The organism is Streptomyces sp. NPDC093600, assembly GCF_044764755.1.
Classification (GTDB): domain Bacteria; phylum Actinomycetota; class Actinomycetes; order Streptomycetales; family Streptomycetaceae; genus Streptomyces.
Genome location: NZ_JBIWIU010000005.1, coordinates 245,229 through 264,495, shown reverse-complemented (window position 1 = coordinate 264,495; position 19,267 = coordinate 245,229). Strand labels below are relative to the sequence as shown.

General features: G+C 71.5%; 18 protein-coding genes and 1 tRNA gene. 8 read left to right on the top strand and 11 right to left on the bottom strand.

Annotation, left to right across the window (positions count from 1 at the left end; all coding sequences use genetic code 11):
* Positions 1–2: 2 nt before the first annotated feature.
* Positions 3–1,205: an HTTM domain-containing protein gene (locus ACIRB4_RS15950; RefSeq protein WP_403291622.1), complete on the bottom strand. Its 1,203-nt coding sequence runs from the start codon at positions 1,203–1,205 to the stop codon at positions 3–5.
* Complete coding sequence (locus tag ACIRB4_RS15945; protein WP_403291621.1) at positions 1,202–1,840, bottom strand: DUF5819 family protein; 639 nt, start codon at positions 1,838–1,840, stop codon at positions 1,202–1,204. Before ACIRB4_RS15945 ends, ACIRB4_RS15950 begins: the two co-directional genes overlap by 4 nt.
* Positions 1,841–2,419: 579 nt before the next feature.
* On the opposite strand from ACIRB4_RS15945, the gene ACIRB4_RS15940 reads away from it, so the two are divergent.
* Together ACIRB4_RS15940 and ACIRB4_RS15935 are read left to right on the top strand one after the other, a co-directional pair.
* The gene (locus ACIRB4_RS15940) at positions 2,420–2,674 is read left to right on the top strand and encodes a hypothetical protein (RefSeq protein ID WP_403291619.1); all 255 of its coding nucleotides are present in this window, start codon (positions 2,420–2,422) and stop codon (positions 2,672–2,674) included.
* A 162-nt stretch (positions 2,675–2,836) separates the two neighbouring features.
* Complete coding sequence (locus ACIRB4_RS15935) at positions 2,837–4,924, top strand: MDR family MFS transporter (RefSeq protein WP_403291617.1); 2,088 nt, start codon at positions 2,837–2,839, stop codon at positions 4,922–4,924.
* Positions 4,925–4,986: 62 nt separating this feature from the next.
* Here the strand turns inward: ACIRB4_RS15935 and ACIRB4_RS15930 are convergent, their stop codons facing one another.
* On the bottom strand, positions 4,987–5,427 hold the full coding sequence (locus ACIRB4_RS15930) for a YchJ family protein (RefSeq protein ID WP_403291616.1): 441 nt from the start codon (positions 5,425–5,427) through the stop codon (positions 4,987–4,989).
* A 141-nt stretch (positions 5,428–5,568) separates the two neighbouring features.
* Between ACIRB4_RS15930 and ACIRB4_RS15925 the strand changes: the two genes are divergently transcribed.
* Positions 5,569–7,353, top strand: coding sequence for an FAD-dependent oxidoreductase (locus ACIRB4_RS15925; RefSeq protein WP_403291615.1), 1,785 nt, complete (start codon positions 5,569–5,571; stop codon positions 7,351–7,353).
* 31 nt (positions 7,354–7,384) lie between these two features.
* Here ACIRB4_RS15925 and ACIRB4_RS15920 read toward each other — a convergent pair whose 3' ends face one another.
* On the bottom strand, positions 7,385–7,771 hold the full coding sequence (locus tag ACIRB4_RS15920) for a VOC family protein (protein WP_403291613.1): 387 nt from the start codon (positions 7,769–7,771) through the stop codon (positions 7,385–7,387).
* 17 nt (positions 7,772–7,788) lie between these two features.
* On the opposite strand from ACIRB4_RS15920, the gene ACIRB4_RS15915 reads away from it, so the two are divergent.
* Both ACIRB4_RS15915 and ACIRB4_RS15910 read left to right on the top strand, forming a co-directional pair.
* Positions 7,789–9,132: a 6-phospho-beta-glucosidase gene (locus ACIRB4_RS15915; RefSeq protein WP_403291611.1), complete on the top strand. Its 1,344-nt coding sequence runs from the start codon at positions 7,789–7,791 to the stop codon at positions 9,130–9,132.
* Between the two features lie 58 nt (positions 9,133–9,190).
* A complete protein-coding gene (locus ACIRB4_RS15910; RefSeq protein WP_403291609.1) occupies positions 9,191–11,119 on the top strand; it encodes a M64 family metallopeptidase in 1,929 nt (642 codons plus the stop codon).
* 127 nt (positions 11,120–11,246) lie between these two features.
* On the opposite strand, the gene ACIRB4_RS15905 is transcribed toward ACIRB4_RS15910, so the two are convergent.
* The 3 genes from ACIRB4_RS15905 to ACIRB4_RS15895 all read right to left on the bottom strand — a co-directional run bounded on the left by ACIRB4_RS15905 (position 11,247) and on the right by ACIRB4_RS15895 (position 13,232).
* Positions 11,247–12,053 (bottom strand): SAM-dependent methyltransferase, encoded by an 807-nt coding sequence (locus ACIRB4_RS15905; protein WP_403291608.1) that lies wholly within the window; start codon positions 12,051–12,053, stop codon positions 11,247–11,249.
* Positions 12,054–12,131: 78 nt separating this feature from the next.
* Positions 12,132–12,368, bottom strand: a complete 237-nt coding sequence (locus ACIRB4_RS15900; protein ID WP_015037566.1) for a DUF397 domain-containing protein — start codon at positions 12,366–12,368, stop codon at positions 12,132–12,134.
* Positions 12,369–13,232 carry a helix-turn-helix transcriptional regulator gene (locus ACIRB4_RS15895; RefSeq protein ID WP_403291607.1) on the bottom strand — a complete coding sequence of 288 codons (864 nt, stop codon included), beginning with the start codon at positions 13,230–13,232 and terminating at the stop codon, positions 12,369–12,371.
* A 242-nt stretch (positions 13,233–13,474) separates the two neighbouring features.
* Here ACIRB4_RS15895 and ACIRB4_RS15890 point away from each other — a divergent pair, with 242 nt between their 5' ends.
* From ACIRB4_RS15890 to ACIRB4_RS15880, 3 genes are read left to right on the top strand one after another with little or no spacing between them, the layout of a single operon-like run.
* Positions 13,475–13,921, top strand: a complete 447-nt coding sequence (locus ACIRB4_RS15890; RefSeq protein ID WP_403291605.1) for an ATP-binding protein — start codon at positions 13,475–13,477, stop codon at positions 13,919–13,921.
* A 5-nt stretch (positions 13,922–13,926) separates the two neighbouring features.
* Positions 13,927–14,373, top strand: a complete 447-nt coding sequence (locus tag ACIRB4_RS15885; RefSeq protein WP_403291604.1) for a hypothetical protein — start codon at positions 13,927–13,929, stop codon at positions 14,371–14,373.
* Positions 14,342–15,052 (top strand): class I SAM-dependent methyltransferase, encoded by a 711-nt coding sequence (locus tag ACIRB4_RS15880; RefSeq protein WP_403291602.1) that lies wholly within the window; start codon positions 14,342–14,344, stop codon positions 15,050–15,052. Before ACIRB4_RS15885 ends, ACIRB4_RS15880 begins: the two co-directional genes overlap by 32 nt.
* Positions 15,053–15,136: 84 nt before the next feature.
* Here the strand turns inward: ACIRB4_RS15880 and ACIRB4_RS15875 are convergent.
* The 4 genes from ACIRB4_RS15875 to eboE form a co-directional block, all read right to left on the bottom strand.
* A tRNA-Leu gene (locus tag ACIRB4_RS15875) sits at positions 15,137–15,224 on the bottom strand.
* 329 nt (positions 15,225–15,553) lie between these two features.
* Positions 15,554–16,642 carry a sugar phosphate isomerase/epimerase family protein gene (locus ACIRB4_RS15870; protein WP_403291600.1) on the bottom strand — a complete coding sequence of 363 codons (1,089 nt, stop codon included), beginning with the start codon at positions 16,640–16,642 and terminating at the stop codon, positions 15,554–15,556.
* A 49-nt stretch (positions 16,643–16,691) separates the two neighbouring features.
* Positions 16,692–18,089, bottom strand: coding sequence for a nucleotide pyrophosphatase/phosphodiesterase family protein (locus ACIRB4_RS15865; RefSeq protein ID WP_403291598.1), 1,398 nt, complete (start codon positions 18,087–18,089; stop codon positions 16,692–16,694).
* The gene (gene eboE, locus ACIRB4_RS15860; protein ID WP_403291597.1) at positions 18,086–19,255 is read right to left on the bottom strand and encodes a metabolite traffic protein EboE; all 1,170 of its coding nucleotides are present in this window, start codon (positions 19,253–19,255) and stop codon (positions 18,086–18,088) included. The genes ACIRB4_RS15865 and eboE overlap by 4 nt, the downstream gene beginning before the upstream one ends.
* Positions 19,256–19,267 lie beyond the last annotated feature (12 nt).

Here is a 19,267-nt window from a genome sequence, read left to right as displayed (position 1 = left end):
CGCTACGGGACGGGGGCGGGCGCGCCGGTCTGGTCCGGGATCGCGGGCTTCCCCTCGGGTCTGCGGCCCGGCCGTACGCGGTCCCACAGGGCTCCGCAGCGCCGGTCCAGCCAGAGCAGCAGGACGGTCGGGGCGAACACCGCGTCGGCGGCGATCATCACCATCGAGAAGTACGGCAGACCCATCAGCACCCAGATGCCGATATGCTCGCCGATCATCAGCACGAGCAGGACGTTCTTCACCTTGCGCCGCATCAGGGCGAACGGGAAGGCGACCTGGATGGCGACGGTTCCGTAGGTCATCACCAGCGAGAGCAGCGCGTTGCCGCTCAGCGCGTGGCTCAGGGCCGGCCAGGGCGTCAGGAACTCCAGATGCATGGCGTAGTAGACGGCGGAGCCGTTCTGCCAGGTGGTTCCCTGGATCTTGTACCAGCCGGCGCTGGCGTACACGAGGCAGATCTGCGCCCCGATGACGAACAGGGCCCCGTTGTGCACCAGGTGGGCGATCCGGTCGCAGACCTCACGCGCGGCGCCGTCCTCGCCCCGTGCGCGAGCGGCCCACCACCAGAGGCCCTGGGCGGCCCAGAGCCCGCCGAGCAACGCGATCCACCCCGCCGAGAACAGTCCGGCGAGAGCGAGCGGGGCGAACAGGGCCCCCAGCAGCGCCCAGAGCAGGATGCCCGTCGTGTCGCGGTCCCCGGCCGCGCGGCGCGCCGCGCGGCGGGCGTCCAGCGACCAGACCTGGGCGCAGCGGGCGAAGAGCAGATAGAGCGCGAGGATGTGCAGCAGCCGGTCCCCGGCGGTGGTGACGTAGTCGTTGCGGTGCTGGAAGGACAGCATGCACAGCACGAAGACGACGGAGCTCGCACGGGTGCGCCAGCCGAGGAGGAGAGCGACGGCCGCGGCGACGGCGAGGAGGTAGAAGACCTCGAAGTACGCCTGGCCGTCCCACCACAGCAGTGCCGAGAAGCCCTTCTCGGGCGGGACGCCCCGCTCGGCCATGGCACGGCTCCAGGCCGCGTCGGGGCCGTATATCGCCGCTCGGTCGGGCCAGTGCCGCAGCAGGTAGACGAGCCAGACGGCCGCGAGGCCGACGCGCAGGACGGCGGTCTGATAGGGGGCGTACGAGGTGGCGGCGGCCCGCTCGTACCAGCGCGGTGCGGCGGTGTCGCTCATCGTGCGCCCGCCTTCGGTGGTGTCGCTCATCGTGCGCCCGCCTCTCCCGTGATGTCGTCGCGGGTCACCCGGAGCCAGGGATGGTCCTGGCTCGTCGGGGCGGCGGGGACGGGCTTGGCCGCCCACCGGGGCGGCGTGACGGTGGTCGTGACGGTGCGGAACTGGATGTGGTCCGGTACGGCGCCCGCGGTGTGCCGGCTCAGCGGCCCGAGGGCGAGACGCTTGAGGAAGCGCTCGTAGAGGACAGCCTCGGATCCGATCGGACGCCCGGAGGCGTCGTGGTGGCGGCTGTAGTCCCGCCAGCCCTGCCGGATCTGGTCCATGGTCACGGAAGGCAGGAGACTGCCGCGCAGCTCGGCGAGGTCGAGCGCGGTGAGGTCGACCCACGGGGTGGTGCGTACGGTGCCGTCCGCGGAGCCGGTCCGCGCGCGGACCAGGATCCGCGTGTTGCGGTCCCCCGGGTCCGGTGCGAACACCCGCCAGCTCTGGGACAGCTCCGGTCCCACATAGCCGTGGATCGTCCGGGCGTACTGCTTGCTCACCGCGTTCTCGGGCGCCACGTGGAAGAAGACCATCCCCAGATGCACGAGGACGGCGCCGACGACGACGACCGCCGCCGCCTCGACCAGGAGGCGTGCCCAGCGCGACCGCGCTGCTGGCTCCATGCGGATTCCTCAGCTTCCCTTCCCGGCGGACGCCCGCTGCTCCGGGTTCCGGCGGTGGGCGGCCTCGTCGAAGGCCGGCTCCGGCTCCGCTCTCGAACTCCTGCGCCGGGCCCGCGTACGAGCGAACCCGACCAGCCCCCCTGCCGGACGCGGAGCGCGGCCTGCTGCGACCGCGTGTCCTCGACCTTCTCGTTCGCCAGCATGCTACGTGAGCGCCCGGGTGCGTTCGGGTGCCTCCCCACTCGCCGAACAGCCGCGCGGAGGGGTGAGATGCTTCACATTCGGCGGCGGCCGACCCGTCGCCGGAAGCGGAATCTCGACTGCTCGTTCGGTGGACTGCCGAGCGATCAGGATCGCCGGTCCGACGTGAAGATCGGGCCGCGCGCCACACACCTGCGGGAACGTCCCGCGCCCGCCGCCGGGCCGCCGGGTCGCCGGGGGCCCGCCCGCTCCGCACACCGCGCCGAACGGCCCCGGGACCGTTGCACCGTGGAGACATCCCCGTCGGCGAAACCGCATCCTCATCCGGTACGTATGTAAGGAGACCCGCCTCCCCGACGGACCCACAAGGACTTACCCGTGATCACCTCGCCCTCGCGCCTCGTTCCCGTTCCGATCCCCGACCGCGTGGCCGCGCTGATCGGTTCCTGCCTGCCGCTGCACGTTCTGCAGGCGGAAGTCGACGCCGACAGCGCGGCGCGCGAGGTGTACCGGTTCCGCGGGCCGCTGTGCGCGGAGGACCGAGCGGACCGCGAACACGCCCTGGCCACGCTGGCCCGGGCCAACAAGATCCTGGCGAAGCACCACCCGCTGCTGCCGGTCCGCCCGATGTGACGGACGGCGGGGGCGGGGTGACCGGTCGCCGCCGGGCCCTCCTCGTCGGCGTGCGGGCCGCGTCCCGACGCCGTACTGCCCTACCCCTGTACCGCCGTGCCGCCGTACCGGTTCGGCCGACCCCCGCATGCGCGGCGAACCGGCCGGTGTGAGGCTGCCAGGGTGACGACCCTCAGCGAAGCCGCGCCCGCGCCCCCGGCCGCCGAGCCCCCCGTACTCGACAGCCGACGCCGCAACATCGTCTTCGGGACGATCATGCTGGGCGTGCTCCTGGCCGCGCTCGACCAGACGATCGTGGGCACGGCCCTGCCCACCATCGTCTCGGACCTGGGCGGCGCCGCCCACATGTCCTGGGTGGTCACCGCCTATCTGCTGGCGGAGACGGTGGCCACCGTCCTCGTCGGCAAGTTCGGTGATCTCTTCGGCCGCAAGGTGATCTTCCAGATCTCCGCGGTCGTCTTCATCACCGGTTCGTTCCTCTGCGGCCTCGCCACCAATATGACGCTGCTGATCGTCTGGCGCGGACTGCAGGGCATCGGCGCCGGCGGGCTGATGGTCACCTCGATGGCGCTGATCGCCGATGTGATCCCGCTGCGCGACCGTGGGAAGTACCAGGGCGCCATCGGCGCCGTCTTCGGCGTCTCCACCGTCATCGGCCCCCTGCTCGGCGGGCTCTTCACCGACCATCTCAGCTGGCGCTGGGCGTTCTACGTCAACGTCCCGATCGCGGTCCTGGTCGTCATCGCCGCCGCCCGCACCATTCCCTCCGTACGCTCCGTGAGCCGCCCGGTCATCGACTACGCGGGCATCGCGCTGGTCGCCGCCGGCTCCAGCGCCCTGATCCTGGCGACCAGTTGGGGCGGAAACGAGTACGCCTGGGGTTCCGGGGTCATCATCGGGCTCTTCGCCGGCGGTCTGATCGCCCTCGCGCTCTTCTGCTGGGTGGAGACCCGGGCGGCCGAACCGATGCTGCCCATGCGGCTGTTCGCCAAACCGGTCTTCACCGTCTGCTCCGTGCTCAGTTTCGTCGTCGGCTTCGCCATGCTCGGCGCGATGACCTTCCTGCCGTCCTATCTGCAGTACGTCGACGGGGACTCGGCCACCGTCTCCGGCATCCGCACCCTCCCCATGGTCGTCGGCCTGCTCATCGCCTCCATCTTCAGCGGCAACGTGGTGAGCAGGACCGGCAGTTACCGGATCTTCCCGATCGTCGGCTGCGCCGTGACGGGCCTCGGCCTCTATCTGCTCTCCCTCATGGGGACGGACACCGGTACCTGGCTGGAGTCGCTCTACATGTTCGTGCTCGGTGCCGGCATCGGCCTGTGCATGCAGGTGCTCACCATCGCCGTGCAGAACACCGTCGAGTACGCCGACCTCGGCACCGCCACCTCGGGCGTCACCTTCTTCCGTACCCTCGGCAGCTCCTTCGGCACGGCCGTCTTCGGCACCATCTACGCGAACGCGCTGCGTACGAACCTGTCGGAGGGGGTCGGCTCGGCCGCCGCCGTCTCCGGCACCCAGGATCCGTCCGTGATCGCGCGATCCGCCGAGAGCCCGGCCGGGCTCCACGGGCTGCCGGACGACGTGGCGGCGCCGATCATCCAGGCGTACGCGGACACCCTGCACACCGTCTTCCTCTGGACGGTGCCGGTCGCCGCCATCGGCTTCGCCGTGGCGCTCTTCCTCAAACAGGTGACGCTCCGGGACACGGCCCGGGCATCGGCACCCGACATGGGCGAGGGCTTCGGCTCCCCCACCTCGGCGGGCGACTCGGCGAAGCTGCTGGAACTCTCCATCGGCAGGATCATGCGCCAGGCCGACCTGGACACCGCGCGCCGGATCGTCGCCGGCTCCGACACCCGGCTCGACCCGGCGGGCGCGTGGGCCGTGATGCAGGTCGAGCTCTTCACCCGGCTGGTCGGGCACGCGAGTCTCGGCCTGATCGCGGCGGGGCGCCGGGTGCCGCCGGAAGTACTGCTTCCGGTGTTCGACCGGATGGTGGACGAGGGGTTCCTGACCCGGGACGGCAATCTGCTGTCCCACACGCCGGCCGGCAGACGGGAGGCCGACATCATCACGCGCGCCTGGTCGGACTGGCTGAGCGAACGGATCGAGCGGGAGCGGGGCCGCCCCAGCGGCCCCGAGCTGCGGGCGGCGACGGACGCGATCGCCAAGAAGCTCATCGCCGAGGACCTGGCGAACGGCCTGCCGACGGGCCGACGCGAGCCGGTGGGCGCGGCGGCGCGCTGAGCGACTCAACGCCTTCCGCCCGGGCGGAAGGCGCGTATCACCCGGTCCGTCGGGTCCGTCCGTCAGTCCGCGTCGATGAAGTCGCCGTCGACGTACACCCAGGCGCCCTCGTGGCGGGCGAAGCGGCTGCGCTCGTGGAGGGAGCCGGGGGTGCCGCCCCGGGTGTAGCGGGCGACGAAGGTCACGGTTCCGGCCTGGTGGAAGGCGGTGCCGTCCGTCGCGTCCCGGATCTCCAGACCCGTCCAGCGCGTCGACGGATCGAAGTCGACCTCAGCCGGCCGTGTCGCCGGCGCCCAGGTGCGCAGCAGATACGCCTCGTCGCGGACGACGAAGGCGCTGTAGCGGGAGCGCATGAGGAGTTCGGCGTTGGCGGCCGCGGCGGTGCCGGCGTGGAAGCGCCCGCAGCACTGACCGTAGGGGGCGGCGAGGCCGCAGGGGCAGGGCGAGTCGCCGGTCACGGACGGCGCGGCGGGCTTCTTGGGGCGGGTGTTGCGTCGGGACATGGGGCCATTGTGTCCCGGGCGCCGGGGGGCGGGATCGCGCCATGTGCGCGAAGGGGCGCGCACGGTGCTTCCGGGTGCCGATGGGCGCCCGTATGCTCCTGCGCCGGACGTGAGGGTTACCACCGGTAAAGGGGTTGGGGCATGGAGCGTGCGTCGAGTTCACGTCGGACCTTCGTGGCGGGCGCCGCCGCCGTCACGGGCGCGGTCGCCCTCGGAGCCGCACCGGCGGCGGCCGAGGCGAGGGCGACGACCGGCGAGGCGTCGCCCGCGTCCGTCGCCGTCCTCGGCGGCGGGGTCGCGGGCCTCACCGCCGCCCACGAACTGGCCGAACGCGGCTTCCGCGTCACCGTCTACGAGCGCCGGGCGCTGGGCGGCAAGGCCCGCTCCATGGACGTACCCGGCAGCGCACGCGGGGGACGGCGGCCGCTCCCCGCCGAGCACGGCTTCCGCTTCATCCCCGGCATCTACCACAACCTCCCGGACACGATGCGGCGCATCCCCTTCCCCGGGAACCCCAACGGCGTCTGGGACAACCTCGTCGCCCCGGCCGAGATGGCGTTCGCCCGCACCGGCCGCGAGGACCTGCGCATCCCCCTGCCCTGGCCGGGCCACCGGCCCGCCGAGCTCACGCTCGACGAGATCCGCCGCGCCCTGACCGCCTTCATGGACACCGCGACGTCCATCCCCCTCCACGAGAGCGCGTACTTCGTCAACCGCTTCCTCGTCTTCCTCACCAGCTGCGACGAGCGCCGTGACGAGACATGGGAGCGGACGCCTTGGTGGGACTTCCTGCGGGCCGCGCGGATGAGCTACGACTACCAGCGCATCCTGGCCGTCGGCCTCACCCGCAACATCGTGGCGACCAAGGCCGAGGAGGCCAGCACCCGCACCGTCGCCACGCTCCTGGAGGCCTTCGTCTTCAACGCCCTGGGGCGCGGCGCCGACGGGCCCCTGGACCGGATCCTCGACCTGCCCACCAACGAGGCCTGGATCGACCCGTGGGTCGCCCATCTGTCCGGCCTGGGCGTGGAGTTCCGCGTCGGCTGGACCGTACGCGAGATGGCCTACGACCCGGAGGCGGGCCGGATCGGCGCCGCGGTGGTCGAGGACCCGCGGGGGGTCCGCCGGTCGGTGACCGCCGACCACTACATCTCCGCGATGCCGGTGGAGCACGCCCGGCGGACCTGGGGCGCCGCGCTGCGGGCGGCGGATCCGCAGCTGGCGCGGTGCGACCGGCTGGAGACCGACTGGATGACGGGCATTCAGTTCTATCTGACCGAGCGCGCTCCGCTGCTCGCCGGACACGCCAACCTCATCGACTCGCCCTGGTCCCTGACCTGCATCCAGCAGGCGGGTCACTGGCCGTCGCGCGACTTCCCGGCCGACTACGGCGACGGTGCGGCCGTCGACTGCCTCTCGGTGGACATCTCCGAGTGGGACCGGCCCGGCATCCTCTACGGCAGGACCGCCAAGCAGTGCACGCCCGCGGAGGTCGCCCGGGAGGTGTGGGCGCAGCTGAAGGCCGCGTTCAACGACACCGGCCGTACGGTCCTGAAGGACAGCGCCTTGCACTCCTGGTTCCTCGACCCGGGGGTGGACGGCCTCGGCACCCCGAACCCGACCAACGACGACCAGCTCCTCATCCACCCGGTCGGCACCTTCCACAACCGCCCGCAGGCGGTCACGAACATCCCGAACTTCTATCTGGCCGGCGACTACGTGGCCGTCGACATCGACCTGGCCACCATGGAGGGCGCCAACGCCTCCGCCCGTCAGGCCGTGAACGCCCTGCTCGACCGTACGCACTCCTCCGCCGTCCGCTGCACGGTCACCCCGCTCTTCCGTGCCCCGGAGCTGGAGGGGCTCAAGCGCCACGACCGGGTGCGCCACCGCCTGGGCCTGCGCAACGCGCTCGACGTCGGCTGAGGAACCGCGACCCGGCCCCGGGCCTCCCGGCTCAGGGCCGGTAGCGCAACGGATGCTCCTCGGGCACCTCGACGACGGCGATCCGGACCCCGTCGGGGTCCGCGATCCACATCTCGACCAGCCCCCAGGGCTCGGTGACCGGCTCCCGGAGCACCTCCACGTCCTTGTCACGCAGCTCCTCGCGCACCGCCCGCACATCGGCGACCTGCATCCAGAGCCGCAGCTGAGGCGGGTCGGCCGCGGCGGTGGCCCGCCCGGACACCTCCAGGAATCCGCCGCCCAGGAAGTAGACCGTCCCGCGCTCCGGTCCGGTGCCGAACTCGCGGTACACCGCGAGCCCGAGCGTCTCGCCGTAGAAGCGCCGGGACCGCTCCGGATCGGCCGGCCGGAGCAGAATCCTGCTGCTCAGTACATGCATCCGAGTAGCGTACGACCATGAAACTGACGATTCTCGGAGGCGGCGGATTCCGGGTGCCGCTCGTGTACGGCGCCCTGCTCGGGGACCATGCCGAGGGCCGCGTCACCCAGGTGACCCTGTACGACGTGGACGGGGGGCGGCTTTCGGCCGTCGCCCGTGTGCTGGCCGAGCAGGGGGCCGGTGTGCCGGACGCCCCGGAGGTGGCGGCGACCACGGATCTCGGCGAGGCGCTGCGCGGATCCGACTTCGTCTTCTCGGCGATCCGGATCGGGGGTCTGGAGGGGCGGGCGGCCGACGAGCGGATCGCGCTCGCGGAAGGGGTGCTGGGCCAGGAGACGGTCGGGGCGGGCGGGATCGCGTACGGGCTGCGGACGGTGCCGGTCGCGACACACATCGCGCGGCGGATCGCCGAACTGGCCCCGGATGCCTGGGTCATCAACTTCACCAACCCTGCCGGTCTGGTCACCGAGGCGATGTCCCGGGTCCTCGGCGACCGGGTGATCGGCATCTGCGACTCCCCCGTGGGGCTCGGCCGCCGGGTCGCGCGGGTGCTGGGCGCCGACCCCGACGAGGCATGGATCGACTACGTCGGCCTCAACCACCTGGGCTGGCTGCGAGGTCTGCGCGTCGCCGGCCGGGACGTGCTGCCGCGGCTGCTGGCGGACGAGCAGGCCCTCGGCTCCTTCGAGGAGGGCAGGCTCTTCGGCGCGTCGTGGCTGCGCTCGCTGGGCGCGATCCCCAACGAGTACCTGCACTACTACTACTTCAACCGCGAGGCCGTCCGCGCCTACCAGCGGGCCGAGCGGACGCGCGGTGCCTATCTGCGGGACCAACAGGCCGGTTTCTACGAGGAGATGGGCAAGCCGGACACACCGGCGCTGGCGACCTGGCGGCGTACCCTCGCCGACCGCGAGGCGACCTACATGGCCGCCAACCGGGAGGCGGCGGGCGTCGGCGAGCGCGACGAGGACGATCTGGAGTCGGGCGGCTACGAGAAGGTGGCGCTGGCCCTGATGCGGGCCATCGCGCGCAACGAACGCGCCACGCTCATCCTCAACGTCCGCAACCGCACGACGCTTTCGGTGCTGGACACGGACGCGGTCATCGAGGTCCCCTGCTTCGTGGACGCGGCGGGCGCCCATCCGGTCTCCGTGGCGCCCCTGCCGTACCACGCGGTGGGTCTGGTGACGGCGGTCAAGGCGGTGGAGCGCGAGGTCCTCGCGGCGGCGGAGAGCGGCTCGCGGGCGGCGGCGGTCAAGGCGTTCGCGCTCCATCCGCTGGTCGACTCCGTCGCGGTGGCGCGCCGGCTGCTCGACGGATACACCGACGCGCACGCCGGACTGTCCTATCTGCGAAGCTGAGTTGTACGGCTGACGAACACCTTTACGCCGTTGGGGGCACGGCATACGCTCGCGCCCCATGACCTTTCCTGGCACACGTCTGCGCAGGGTGGCCGCCGGACTGGGGACGGCCTGCCTGCTGGCCGCCGGTCCGGTGGCGGCCGGACCCGCCGTCGCCGATCCGGCCCCCGCCCGGGGCGCGATAACCACTCCCGTCACCGCTCCCGTCACCGAGGGGGCCACCGTCGTCCCCGTCCAGACCACCGGACCCGCCGACAAGCGGTTCAACCTGGTGGTCATGGGCGACGGTTACACCGCCGAGGAGATGGGTGACTTCCGGGCCGACGTCGACAAGCACCTGAACGTCCTGTGGAGCGTCGAGCCTTTCGCCTCCTACCGCTCGTACATCAACGTCTGGGCGGTGGAGGTCCCGTCGCCCGACTCGGGCGTGGACTGTGACCCGGGCCTCGACGCGCCGGTCCGCGACACCCCGCTGAACATGGGCTTCTGGGGTGGCTGCAACCCGGACAGCGTGCAGCGGCTGCTCACCGTCGACAGCCGGCGGGCCGCCGCCCTGGCCGATCTCGTGCCGGGAACGAGCGGCGCCAACCGGCAGGTCGTGGCGCTCGCCCACAGCGACACCTACGGCGGCGCGGGCGGCAGTTACGCCACCGCCTCCGGCGGGAACGCGCTCTCCTCCCTCATCACCCCGCACGAGATCGGCCACTCGCTCGGCAAGCTCCAGGACGAGTACGACTACTACGCGCGCGGAGTCCCCGGCGGTACGTACTCCGGCCCGGAGCCCTCGTCGGTCCACCACACCCTTCTGACCGAGCGGCAGATGCGGGACCAGCGCGCCAAGTGGTGGCGCTGGCTGGGCGAGGAGAGCGAGGCGGGCGGTGTCATCGGCCGGTTCGAGGGCGGGATGTACAGCACCAAGGGCGTCTGGCGGCCGAGCGCGCACTCGCTGATGAAGACGCTCGGGTACGCCTTCGACCAGGTGGAGCGGGAGGTGATGGTCCAGGCGATCTCGGCGAAGGTGAACCTGGTCCAGGGCCACACACCCAACGCGGCGCCCGTCGGGGCGGACCGGACGGTGTGGGTGGACACCCTGCATCCGGTCGGGGGCGAGCTCGACGTCCGGTGGCTGCTGGACGGCCGTCTCCTGACCACGGGCAACGCCCGCACCCTGGACCTGCGGTCGCTCGACCTCTCGCCCGGCAGGCACACCCTGACGGCGACGGTCAGCGATCCGACGCCGTTCGTCCGCGACCCGGCGGTACGCGGTTCGGCCGCCCTCACCCGTACCGTCGTCTGGACGGTGGACACCGAGCTCACCACTCCCCGGGACGGCGTCGAGGCGGCGTTCACCGGTCACACCCCGACAGAGGCACCGGTCGGCGCGCGGTCGGTGGTCCACGCCGACACCACCCATCCGGCGCACCGCACGCCCGCCGTACGGTGGAGCCTCGACGGCCGGGCGGTCGCCAATCCGGGCAACGACCGTGATCTGGACCTGCGTTCCCTGCGGATCACCCCCGGCACGCACACGCTGACGGCCCGGATACCGGGCTCGGACGCGGTGTTGAGGTGGACGGTGGACGCCCGTCCGGCGACCGCGTCGTACGAGCTGTCTCCGCCGTCGCGCACGATCGCGCGTCCCGGCCGGCCCGTCGAGTACGTCTACGACGGCGAGTTCACGATGCGGCTGACGGCCCGGGACGACCGGCCGGGAGTCGTGGTGTCCCAGTTCCGGGTGGACGGTGACGGCTGGTACACGTACTACGGCTGGCCGACGGACGCCGACGCGCCCTTCCGCTTCTCCCCGAGCGGCACGGTCATCGACGGTCTCGTCTACGGCAAGCTCGGCAGGAGCCGGGCGGTCCCGTGGGACGACGCGACGCCGGACTACGGCACGCACACGGTGGAGTACCGCACGATCGACGCGGCGGGGAATGTGGGGGCCGCGAAGAAGTTCCTGGTCACCCTGGTGAAGCCGGGGAGCTGATCGGAACCGTCGGAGCCGGCCGGAGCCATGCGGCGGACGACGGCGGCGGACGACGAAGCCCGCGGGCCGTGTGACGGCCCGCGGGCGTTCCTCTACGCGATCGTCTGTCTGAGGGGGCCGACTCGGGTCAGGGCTTGCGCGCGACGGCGGCCCAGCCCGGAATCGGGTCGTCACCCTGGACCGGAACGGGATCGCCCAGCTCGGGGTGCCATTCCGCAGTGAGCGACACACCGGGCTCGACGAACTCCATACCGTCGAAGAACGCGGCCAGTTCGTCCCTCGACCGCGGCCGCAGGGTCAGCCCCCGCGCCTTGTACATACCGACGGCCTTCGCCGCGCCCTCGGGGTCGAAGTCCCCGGTGACGTGGGAGAGGACGAGGTAGCTGCCCGGCGCGAGCTTCTCGACGATCTTGGCGACCAGGTCGTACGCCCCGTCCTCGTCCCCGACGAAGTGCAGCAGGGCGAGCATCGACAGAGCGATGGGCTGGTCGAAGTCAAGGACCTTTCCGGCCCGCTCCAGGATGGTCTCGGGATCGCGGGCGTCCGCCTGGATGTACTCGGTGGCCCCTTCGGGGGTGGACCGCAGCAGGGCGGCCGCGTGCGCGAGCACGATCGGGTCGTTGTCGCAGTAGACGATCCGCGACTCGGGCGCGACCTGCTGGGCGATCTGGTGCAGGTTGGGCTCGGTCGGGATGCCGGTGCCGATGTCCAGGTACTGGCGTACACCGTTGGCACCCAGCCAGCGGATGGCGCGGTGCATGAAGGCCCTGTTGACACGGGCCATGTCCCGGCCGCGGGCGTCGACCGTGAGGAGCTGCCTGGCCATCTCCTCGTCGACGGGGTAGTTGTCCTTGCCGCCCAGGAACCAGTCGTACATCCGCGCCGGATGCGGCTTGCTGGTGTCGATCCGTACGGCTGCTGGGTCCTGGGTCATCGGCACTCCTGGTCGACGGAGAGGAAAGGCGGTCAGGGCAGCAAGAGTTACCCGACGGTAGGGGTGTGACGGAAGGGATCAGGTGAGCAGAAAGTCGGCTTGGCCGGATTTCGCGCCCTGGATGAAGGCGGCGATCTCCCCGTGGGTGTAGATGAGCGCGGGTCCCTCAGGGTCTGCGGACTGTCGCACGGCGACTCTGCCGTCGGCCAGCTTCATGGCCTCCACGCAGTTGCCCCCGTTCCCGCCGCTCCACGGCTTGTGCCAGCCCTCGGCACCGAGTTCCGCGGCGGGCATGCCGTTGTATATGCGATCCATTCACAGCTCCTTGCGGAGATTCCGGAGAATCTCCTTCGTGCGTTGTGCAGTCGCGGCCTGGGCCGCCATGCGGTCCATGACCTCGAGGTGTGAGGCGACCTCGGGGCGCGCGTCGAGGTAGACGGCGCCGGTCAGGTACTCGCTGTAGACCATGTCCGGGAGTTCGGGCATGGCGAAGCGGAAGAGGACGAACGGTCCGTAGGTGCCGGGGTGGTGGCCGGACGCGAACTCCGCGATCTGCAGGGTGACGTTCGGCAGCTCGGACACTTCGAGCAGCCGGTCGAGCTGGTCGCGCATCACTCGGGGCCCGTCGCCCACCGGTCTGCGGAACACCGTCTCATCCATGATCACCCAGAACTTCGGTGCGTCGTCCCTGGTCAGCAGGGACTGCCGCTCCATCCGCAGGGCTACATGACGTTCGGTCTCCTCGGCGCTGCCGCCACCGACGGCCCCGCCGCGCAGGATGGCGCGGGCGTATCCCTCGGTCTGCAGCAGACCGGGGACGAACTGCGGTTCGTAGGCCCGGATGAGGCTCGCGGCCCCCTCCAGACTGACGTACATGGAGAACCAGCCGGGCAGCACATCGTGGAACCGCTGCCACCAGCCGGGCAGGTTGGCCTCCTCGGCGAGGGCGATGAACCCCTCCGCCTCGGAGTCCGTGATGCCGTACGCCTTCAACAGGAGCTGTACGTACGGGATCTTCAGCGCCACTTCCGCCGTCTCCATCCGGCGGATGGTGGCCGGGGCGACCCGGAGGATCTTGGCGGACTCCTCACGCTTCAGGCCGGCCCGCTCGCGCAGGTCCTGCAATCGCTTACCGAGAACGACCTGTCCCACCGTGGGGGCGGACCGCGGCTCGCTCACTCCAGACCTCCCCGACGCGCTGTTTGGACCGAGTGTGCCATGAGGAAGGCCAGAGAGAACACAGCACTCTGTAATTTTCAGAGTGCCTCTTGCCAAGTGTCCGCTTCGGGAGCAGAGTATTCCGGTGAACCAGTACGCGCTGCTGCCGCGCGTCGCCACGGTGGGGGCGATGCACGGCACTGCTTACCCACTGTTGTGAGGAACCGGTCGTGGCTTCTGGTAACGCGCTTCCCTCAGATCTTATGAGCCCTCGCGTCACGCCCCAGCGCCCACGGACCGACACCTCCGGCGTTCGCCGGTTCACCTTCGAGCTCCCGGCCCGCACCGTGTCGGTGGCGCGCGCCCGCCGGCTGGCGGAGGAGCGCCTCATCCTCTGGGGCTGCGATCCGGAGATACGCGAGACGGTCACGCTCATCGTCTCCGAGCTGGTCACCAACGCCGTCGTGCACACGGCCAGCCGCCACATCGTCTGCGAACTGCGCGAGGGGGAGGAGCAGTTGCGCATAGCGGTACGGGACGAGGGCGGCGCGGCCGATCCGCTGATACGCGACTGCGGCGAGGAGGAACGCGGCCGGGGGCTGGTCCTGGTGGACGCCCTGTGCGGCGCCTGGGGTGCGGAGAGCACCGGCCACGGCACGGCCAGAATCGTCTGGGCGGAACTGGCCCACGGCACGGGGCAGCCGTGCTGAGGTCGATGGCGACCCCGCTGACACCGCGGCCCCGCAGGGCGGCGGCCGCGGAGGCGACGCATCTGGCGGTTCCGGCGGGCTTCTCGACCGCTCTGGGCTGCGACGCGGTGGGGGTGCCGGCCCGCTACGGCTTCCGCGTGCTGTCCCGGCTGCCCGCGAAGGGCTGCGTCTACGCGGACAGCGACTGGTGGTGGTGGCTGGTCCCGACCGGCTCCGATCTGGATCTCCGGTGGCCGATGCCGGCCTGCTACGCCCACGGGGCCGAGATCCCCGACCGCCGCCCGCGTCTGATCCACCACCCGGACGGCTTGTCTCCGTACACTCCGCCGATCCCGCTCTATCTGCTCGTCTGCCAGCTGACCGGCATCGCTCCGTCCTGGCCCGTACAGGACCGGCGAGGTGACGGCGTAGTGTCGGCACATGTTCACCCCCCAGGGCCCGACACTCCGTGAGCTGGCCGTGCAGGCGCTCTCCTCGGTGGAGCACGGCTACGACCTGCTGGCGACGAAGTTCGACGAGACCCCTTTCCGCACCTCGGACCGCCTCCTGGACGCGGTGACCGAGACGCTCCGCCCGCTGGGCCCGTTCGGCGCGGGCCTCGACGTGTGCTGCGGCACGGGCGCGGGCCTGCGCGTCCTGGAGGAGGTGTGCACGGGCCGGGTCACGGGCGTCGACTTCAGCGCGGGCATGCTGGCGCAGGCGCGGCGCGCGCACCCCACGGCCACTCTGGTGCGCGCGGACGCCCTGGCTCTCCCCTTCGACGAGGCCTTCGACCTGGCGGTCAGCTTCGGCGCCTTCGGCCACTTCCTGCCGGAGGAGCAGCTGCCGCTCTTCACCCGGATCCACGCCGCTCTCCGCCCGGGCGGCACGCTGGCCTTCCCGCTCCCGGCCCCGCCGCGGGTCGGCTCGCTGCCGTACTGGACCCTGTTCGGCTTCGACGCCGTGATGCGTGTACGGAACGTGGTGCGCCGGCCACCGTTCGTCATGTACTACCGCACCTTCCGCCTCGCGGACGTCCGGGCGAACCTGGAGCGGGCGGGGTTCGCGGTGGATCTGCTGCCGATGGAGCCCCTGGGCCGCCGGGAGGACGGCAGCCCGCGCTGCCGGCTGGTGGTGGCGCGGAAGTCCTAGCGCTGCATGGCCGACGTGCTTCATGGCAGGAGTCGCGAAAAAGAAGAGTGCCGGTCGAGAAGGATCTCGACCGGCACTGCTGCGTGGTGTCCGAGGGGGGACTTGAACCCCCACGCCCGATAAAGGGCACTAGCACCTCAAGCTAGCGCGTCTGCCATTCCGCCACCCGGACCAGGTGTCTTGCCGCTCTGGGGTGTTCCCCGCGGCGACATGGATAACTCTACCAGGGGTTCGAGGTGCCTTTCACCGGCGTTTCCCGTGGTCAGTGACGTGCGGTGGCCCCACGTTCCTTGATCGGCGCGGCGGGCGCCGCCCCCTTTCACGGGCCGTCGCGGGTCGGGTACGTGGAGTGGTGTGGTGCCTGTTGGTCCGGCGCGCTGGTTCCGGCCGCCCGCCGGGGCGGCCGCGGGCCGCCGTGGAGTGGCGGACCCGCGGCAGATCGGCCCGGATACCGGCCGGGGTGACGGGTGCCGGGGTGCCGGGGCCGAGCGATGCCCGGGGTCAGCAGTCCTTCTCGCGCAGGGAGTGAAGGTGCGCGCTGGACTTCCGGGCGAAGCCGAAGGACTCGACGGGGTTGTCGCGCTCGGCCTGCCAGTGGTGGGCGTGGCGTCCGTGGCGGGTGCGGTTCACCTCCGAGATGAAGCGCCGGTAGTCGATGTCTCCGTCCCCGACGTCCGACATGCGGTAGCCGTCGCGGACGGAGTCGTCGCGTTCGCCGTCCTTGACGTGGAAGAGCGGATAGCGGTGCGGCTGCCGGAGGACGTAGTCCAGCGGGTCGAAGGGGGCCGGGGTGCCGTCGGCGCGCCGGGAGAAGCGGTGCTGGGCCACGTACGCCCAGTAGATGTCCATCTCCAGGTGGACGAGGTCGGGGTCGGTCTCGGCGAGCAGCACGTCGTAGAGCCGGACGTCGGGGCGGTCGGTGGCGAAGGAGAACTCCTCGGCGTGGTTGTGCTGGTAGAACTTCATCCCGCGCTTCTTCGCCTCGGCGCCGTACTGGTTGAACTCCTCGGCGCAGCGCTTCCAGCCGTCGACGGTGGCACCGTAGCGCCAGGGGCCGGAGGCGGTGCCGATGTGCGGGAGGCCGAGCGCCTGGGCGTCGTCGAGGACCTTGGTGAGGTTCTGGGCGAAGGTGTACGCCTTGGGGTCGGAGGAGTAGTAGCCGACGTGGCTGCCGATGCCGCGCAGGCCGTGGTCGCGGGTGAGCCGCTTGAGCTCCGCGAGGGTGAGGGGCCCTGCCGAGCCCTGCTGGTAGCCGGCGAACTCGACTTCGTCGTAGCCGTACTTCCTCAGCTCGGCGAAGACGGTCGCGAAGCCGAGTGTGGAGACCTTGTCGCGCAGGGAGTAGAGCTGGATGCCGAGCCGGCCGGGCGGCAGGACGGGGCGGCCGTGGCCGTTGCCGCGGGTGGCGGGGTCGGCCGCGGCGGGTTCTGCCCCGGCTTCGGTCTGGGCTGCCGAAGCCGTCGGGGCGGTCGCGCCGAGGAGGGCCGCGGCGGTGGCGCCGGCGGCGACGCCGAGCATGTTGCGTCTGCTGAGCTTACGGGTCAGTTCGGGGTCGGCGGAGGGGTTGTGGATACGTCGGGTGCGGCTCATCTGTGGATAACTCCTGGTTGTCGGTGGGCTCTGCTTCACTGGAGTCCGGTCAACACAGACCGGCCAGTCGAAGCAGCAGGGCTTTCACATCGGTGGCCGCGACGCGGCCGCTCACAGCGCGGGGGGTGGAGCACAGAATGAGCGGACTTTCGTCCTCGCTCGTGGGGAGGCGGCCATGGCTGCCGCGAATAGGTGAGGGGTCGAGAGGCACGACCGCCAGCCGGTAGCGCATGCCGAGCTTCTTGCGGGCGATCGCCTTCGCCGCCTTGATCCGTACGTACGGGTCGTGGGGGTCCATGAACAGCTCGACGGGGTCGTAGCCGGGTTTGCGGTGGATCTCGACGAGCTGGGCGAAGTCGGGCGCCAACGCATCGTCGAGCCAGTAGTAGTACGTGAACCAGGCGTCGGGGTCGGCGAGGGCGACGAGCTCCCCGGAACGGGGGTGGTCGAGGCCGTGCTCCTTCTTGCCTTCGTCGTCGAGGAGCTGCTCGATGCCGGGAAGGCCGGTGAGGGCTTCCCGGGTGGGTTCGAGGTCTTCCGGGCGTCGTACGTAGACGTGCGCGAGCTGGTGGTCGGCGACCGCGAAGGCGCGGGAGGCCATCGGGTCCAGGTACTCCATGCCGTCCTGGGTGTGGACCTCCAGGAGGCCGGCGCGGCGCAGGGCGCGGTTGATGTCGACGGGGCGGGTCACGCGGGTGATGCCGTACTCGGAGAGGGCCACGACGGTGCGGCCCTCGGCCCGGGCGTCGTCGAGAAGGGGGGCGAGGGCGGTGTCGAGTTCGGCGGCGGCGCGGAAGGACCGCGGGTCGTCGGGGCCGTAGCGCTGAAGGTCGTAGTCGAGGTGGGGGACGTAGCACAGGGCGAGGTCGGGGCGGCGGGTGCGCAGGATGTGGCGGGTGGCGTCGATGATCCATCGGCTGGACACGATGTCGGCGCCGGGGCCCCAGAAGTGGAAGAGGGGGAAGGTGCCGAGTGTCTCGGTGAGTTCGTCGTGGAGGGCGGGGGGCCGGGTGTAGCAGTCGGGTTCTTTGCGGCCGTCGGCGTAGTAGACGGGGCGGGGGGTGACGGTGATGTCGGTGTCGGCGCCCATGGCGTACCACCAGCAGATGTTGGCGACGGTGTAGCCGGGGTGGGCGCGGCGGGCCGCGTCCCAGAGTCTGTCTCCGGAGACGAGGCCGTTGTGCTGGCGCCACAGGAGGACGTCGCCGAGTTCGCGGAAGTACCAGCCGTTGGCGACGATGCCGTGTTCGGAGGGGAGGGTGCCGGTGAGGAAGGTGGACTGGGCGGTGCAGGTGACGGCCGGCAGGACGGTGGACAGGGCGGCCTGGGAGCCGTCGTGGCCGAGAGCCTTGAAGCGGGGCATATGGGCGAGGAGGCGCGGGGTGAGGCCGACGACGTCGAGGACCAGGAGGGGGGTGGGTGAGGTGTCGTCCTGGGGGCCGGTCATGGGAGTTCCTTGAGGCCGAGGTCGGTCAACAGGTCGCGTGCCAGGGTGAGTTCGGCGGCGATGCCGTCGGCGAGGCGGGCACGGGTGCGGGGGCGCTGCGCGGCGGGGAGGGCCTGCCAGGTGTAGGTCTCGACCTCCAGGTGGTGGGTGCGTGGCCGGGGGCCGCCGACGAGGAGGGCGAGGGTGTCCTGGAGGACCGGGAGGGTGGAGGTGAGCGGCGGGGCGGGCGGTGCGTGGAGGGGGACGTGGAAGTGGGCGCGCCAGGGGGCGCCGTCGGGGAGGGACCGGCCTGTGAGGGCCTGGGGCAGGTCGTCGGTGCCGCGCAGTCCCGCTGCGGTGCTGGTACGGGTCTGGTGGAGGAAGCGTGGTTCGGCGAAGGCGGCGAGGGCGGCACGGACCTCGGGCAGGTGAGGGTGCTCGGCGTGGAGGGCGGCGGAGAGCTGGGTCTTGATCACGGGGATGCCTGCGGAGACGAGGGCGTCCAGTGCGGTGGGGGGATCTTCGAAGGAGGTGGCGAGATGGCAGGTGTCGATACAGACGCCGATGCGGGGGCTTGATACGGCGGTGAGCGGGCCGATCGCGTCGCTGGTGGTCTCGATCGTGCAGCCGGGTTCCGGTTCGAGTCCGATCCGGATGGATTTGCCGGTGAGCTCTTCGAGGGCGTCGAGGCGGTGGGCGAGGGTGGTGAGCGCGGTCTGGGCGGTGTCGGCGGCGCGGGAGTCGAAGGGGGTGCGCCAGGCGATCGGCAGGGTGGAGATCGAGCCGTCGGTGATGTCGTCGGGAAGGAGTGCGGCGAGGAGCCGGGCCAGATCGGTGGTGTGGGCGAGCCGTTCGGGGTGGGTCCAGTCGGGCCGGTAGACGCGGTACTTCACCTCTGCGGCGCCGAAGCCCTCGTAGGGGAAGCCGTTGAGGGTGACGACCTCCAGGCCGCGACGGTCGAGCTCGGCGCGGAGTGCGCGGAGCGAGGCCGGGTCGGTCACGAGGGAGTGGGCGGCGTCCCGGGCGAGCCAGAGGCCGACGCCGAGGCGGTCGCGTCCGAGGCGGCGGCGGATCGGCTCGCAGTGGTCGCGGAGCTGGGCGAGGACTCCGTCGAGGGCCTCGGCGGGGTGGACGTTGGTGCAGTAGGCGAGGTGGACGGTGGAGCCGTCGGGGTGGCGGAAGCGCATGGGCGGCCTGCC

Coding starts and splice junctions, on each gene's coding strand:
- ACIRB4_RS15880 (WP_403291602.1), top strand. CDS start 14,342: ATGTTCACCCCCCAGGGCCCGACACTCCGTGAGCTGGCCGTGCAGGCG.
- ACIRB4_RS15930 (WP_403291616.1), bottom strand. CDS start 5,427: ATGTCCCGACGCAACACCCGCCCCAAGAAGCCCGCCGCGCCGTCCGTG.
- ACIRB4_RS15915 (WP_403291611.1), top strand. CDS start 7,789: ATGAAACTGACGATTCTCGGAGGCGGCGGATTCCGGGTGCCGCTCGTG.
- ACIRB4_RS15885 (WP_403291604.1), top strand. CDS start 13,927: ATGGCGACCCCGCTGACACCGCGGCCCCGCAGGGCGGCGGCCGCGGAG.
- ACIRB4_RS15945 (WP_403291621.1), bottom strand. CDS start 1,840: ATGGAGCCAGCAGCGCGGTCGCGCTGGGCACGCCTCCTGGTCGAGGCG.
- ACIRB4_RS15905 (WP_403291608.1), bottom strand. CDS start 12,053: ATGACCCAGGACCCAGCAGCCGTACGGATCGACACCAGCAAGCCGCAT.
- ACIRB4_RS15910 (WP_403291609.1), top strand. CDS start 9,191: ATGACCTTTCCTGGCACACGTCTGCGCAGGGTGGCCGCCGGACTGGGG.
- ACIRB4_RS15950 (WP_403291622.1), bottom strand. CDS start 1,205: ATGAGCGACACCACCGAAGGCGGGCGCACGATGAGCGACACCGCCGCA.
- eboE (WP_403291597.1), bottom strand. CDS start 19,255: ATGCGCTTCCGCCACCCCGACGGCTCCACCGTCCACCTCGCCTACTGC.
- ACIRB4_RS15865 (WP_403291598.1), bottom strand. CDS start 18,089: ATGACCGGCCCCCAGGACGACACCTCACCCACCCCCCTCCTGGTCCTC.
- ACIRB4_RS15900 (WP_015037566.1), bottom strand. CDS start 12,368: ATGGATCGCATATACAACGGCATGCCCGCCGCGGAACTCGGTGCCGAG.
- ACIRB4_RS15890 (WP_403291605.1), top strand. CDS start 13,475: ATGAGCCCTCGCGTCACGCCCCAGCGCCCACGGACCGACACCTCCGGC.
- ACIRB4_RS15920 (WP_403291613.1), bottom strand. CDS start 7,771: ATGCATGTACTGAGCAGCAGGATTCTGCTCCGGCCGGCCGATCCGGAG.
- ACIRB4_RS15870 (WP_403291600.1), bottom strand. CDS start 16,642: ATGAGCCGCACCCGACGTATCCACAACCCCTCCGCCGACCCCGAACTG.
- ACIRB4_RS15925 (WP_403291615.1), top strand. CDS start 5,569: ATGGAGCGTGCGTCGAGTTCACGTCGGACCTTCGTGGCGGGCGCCGCC.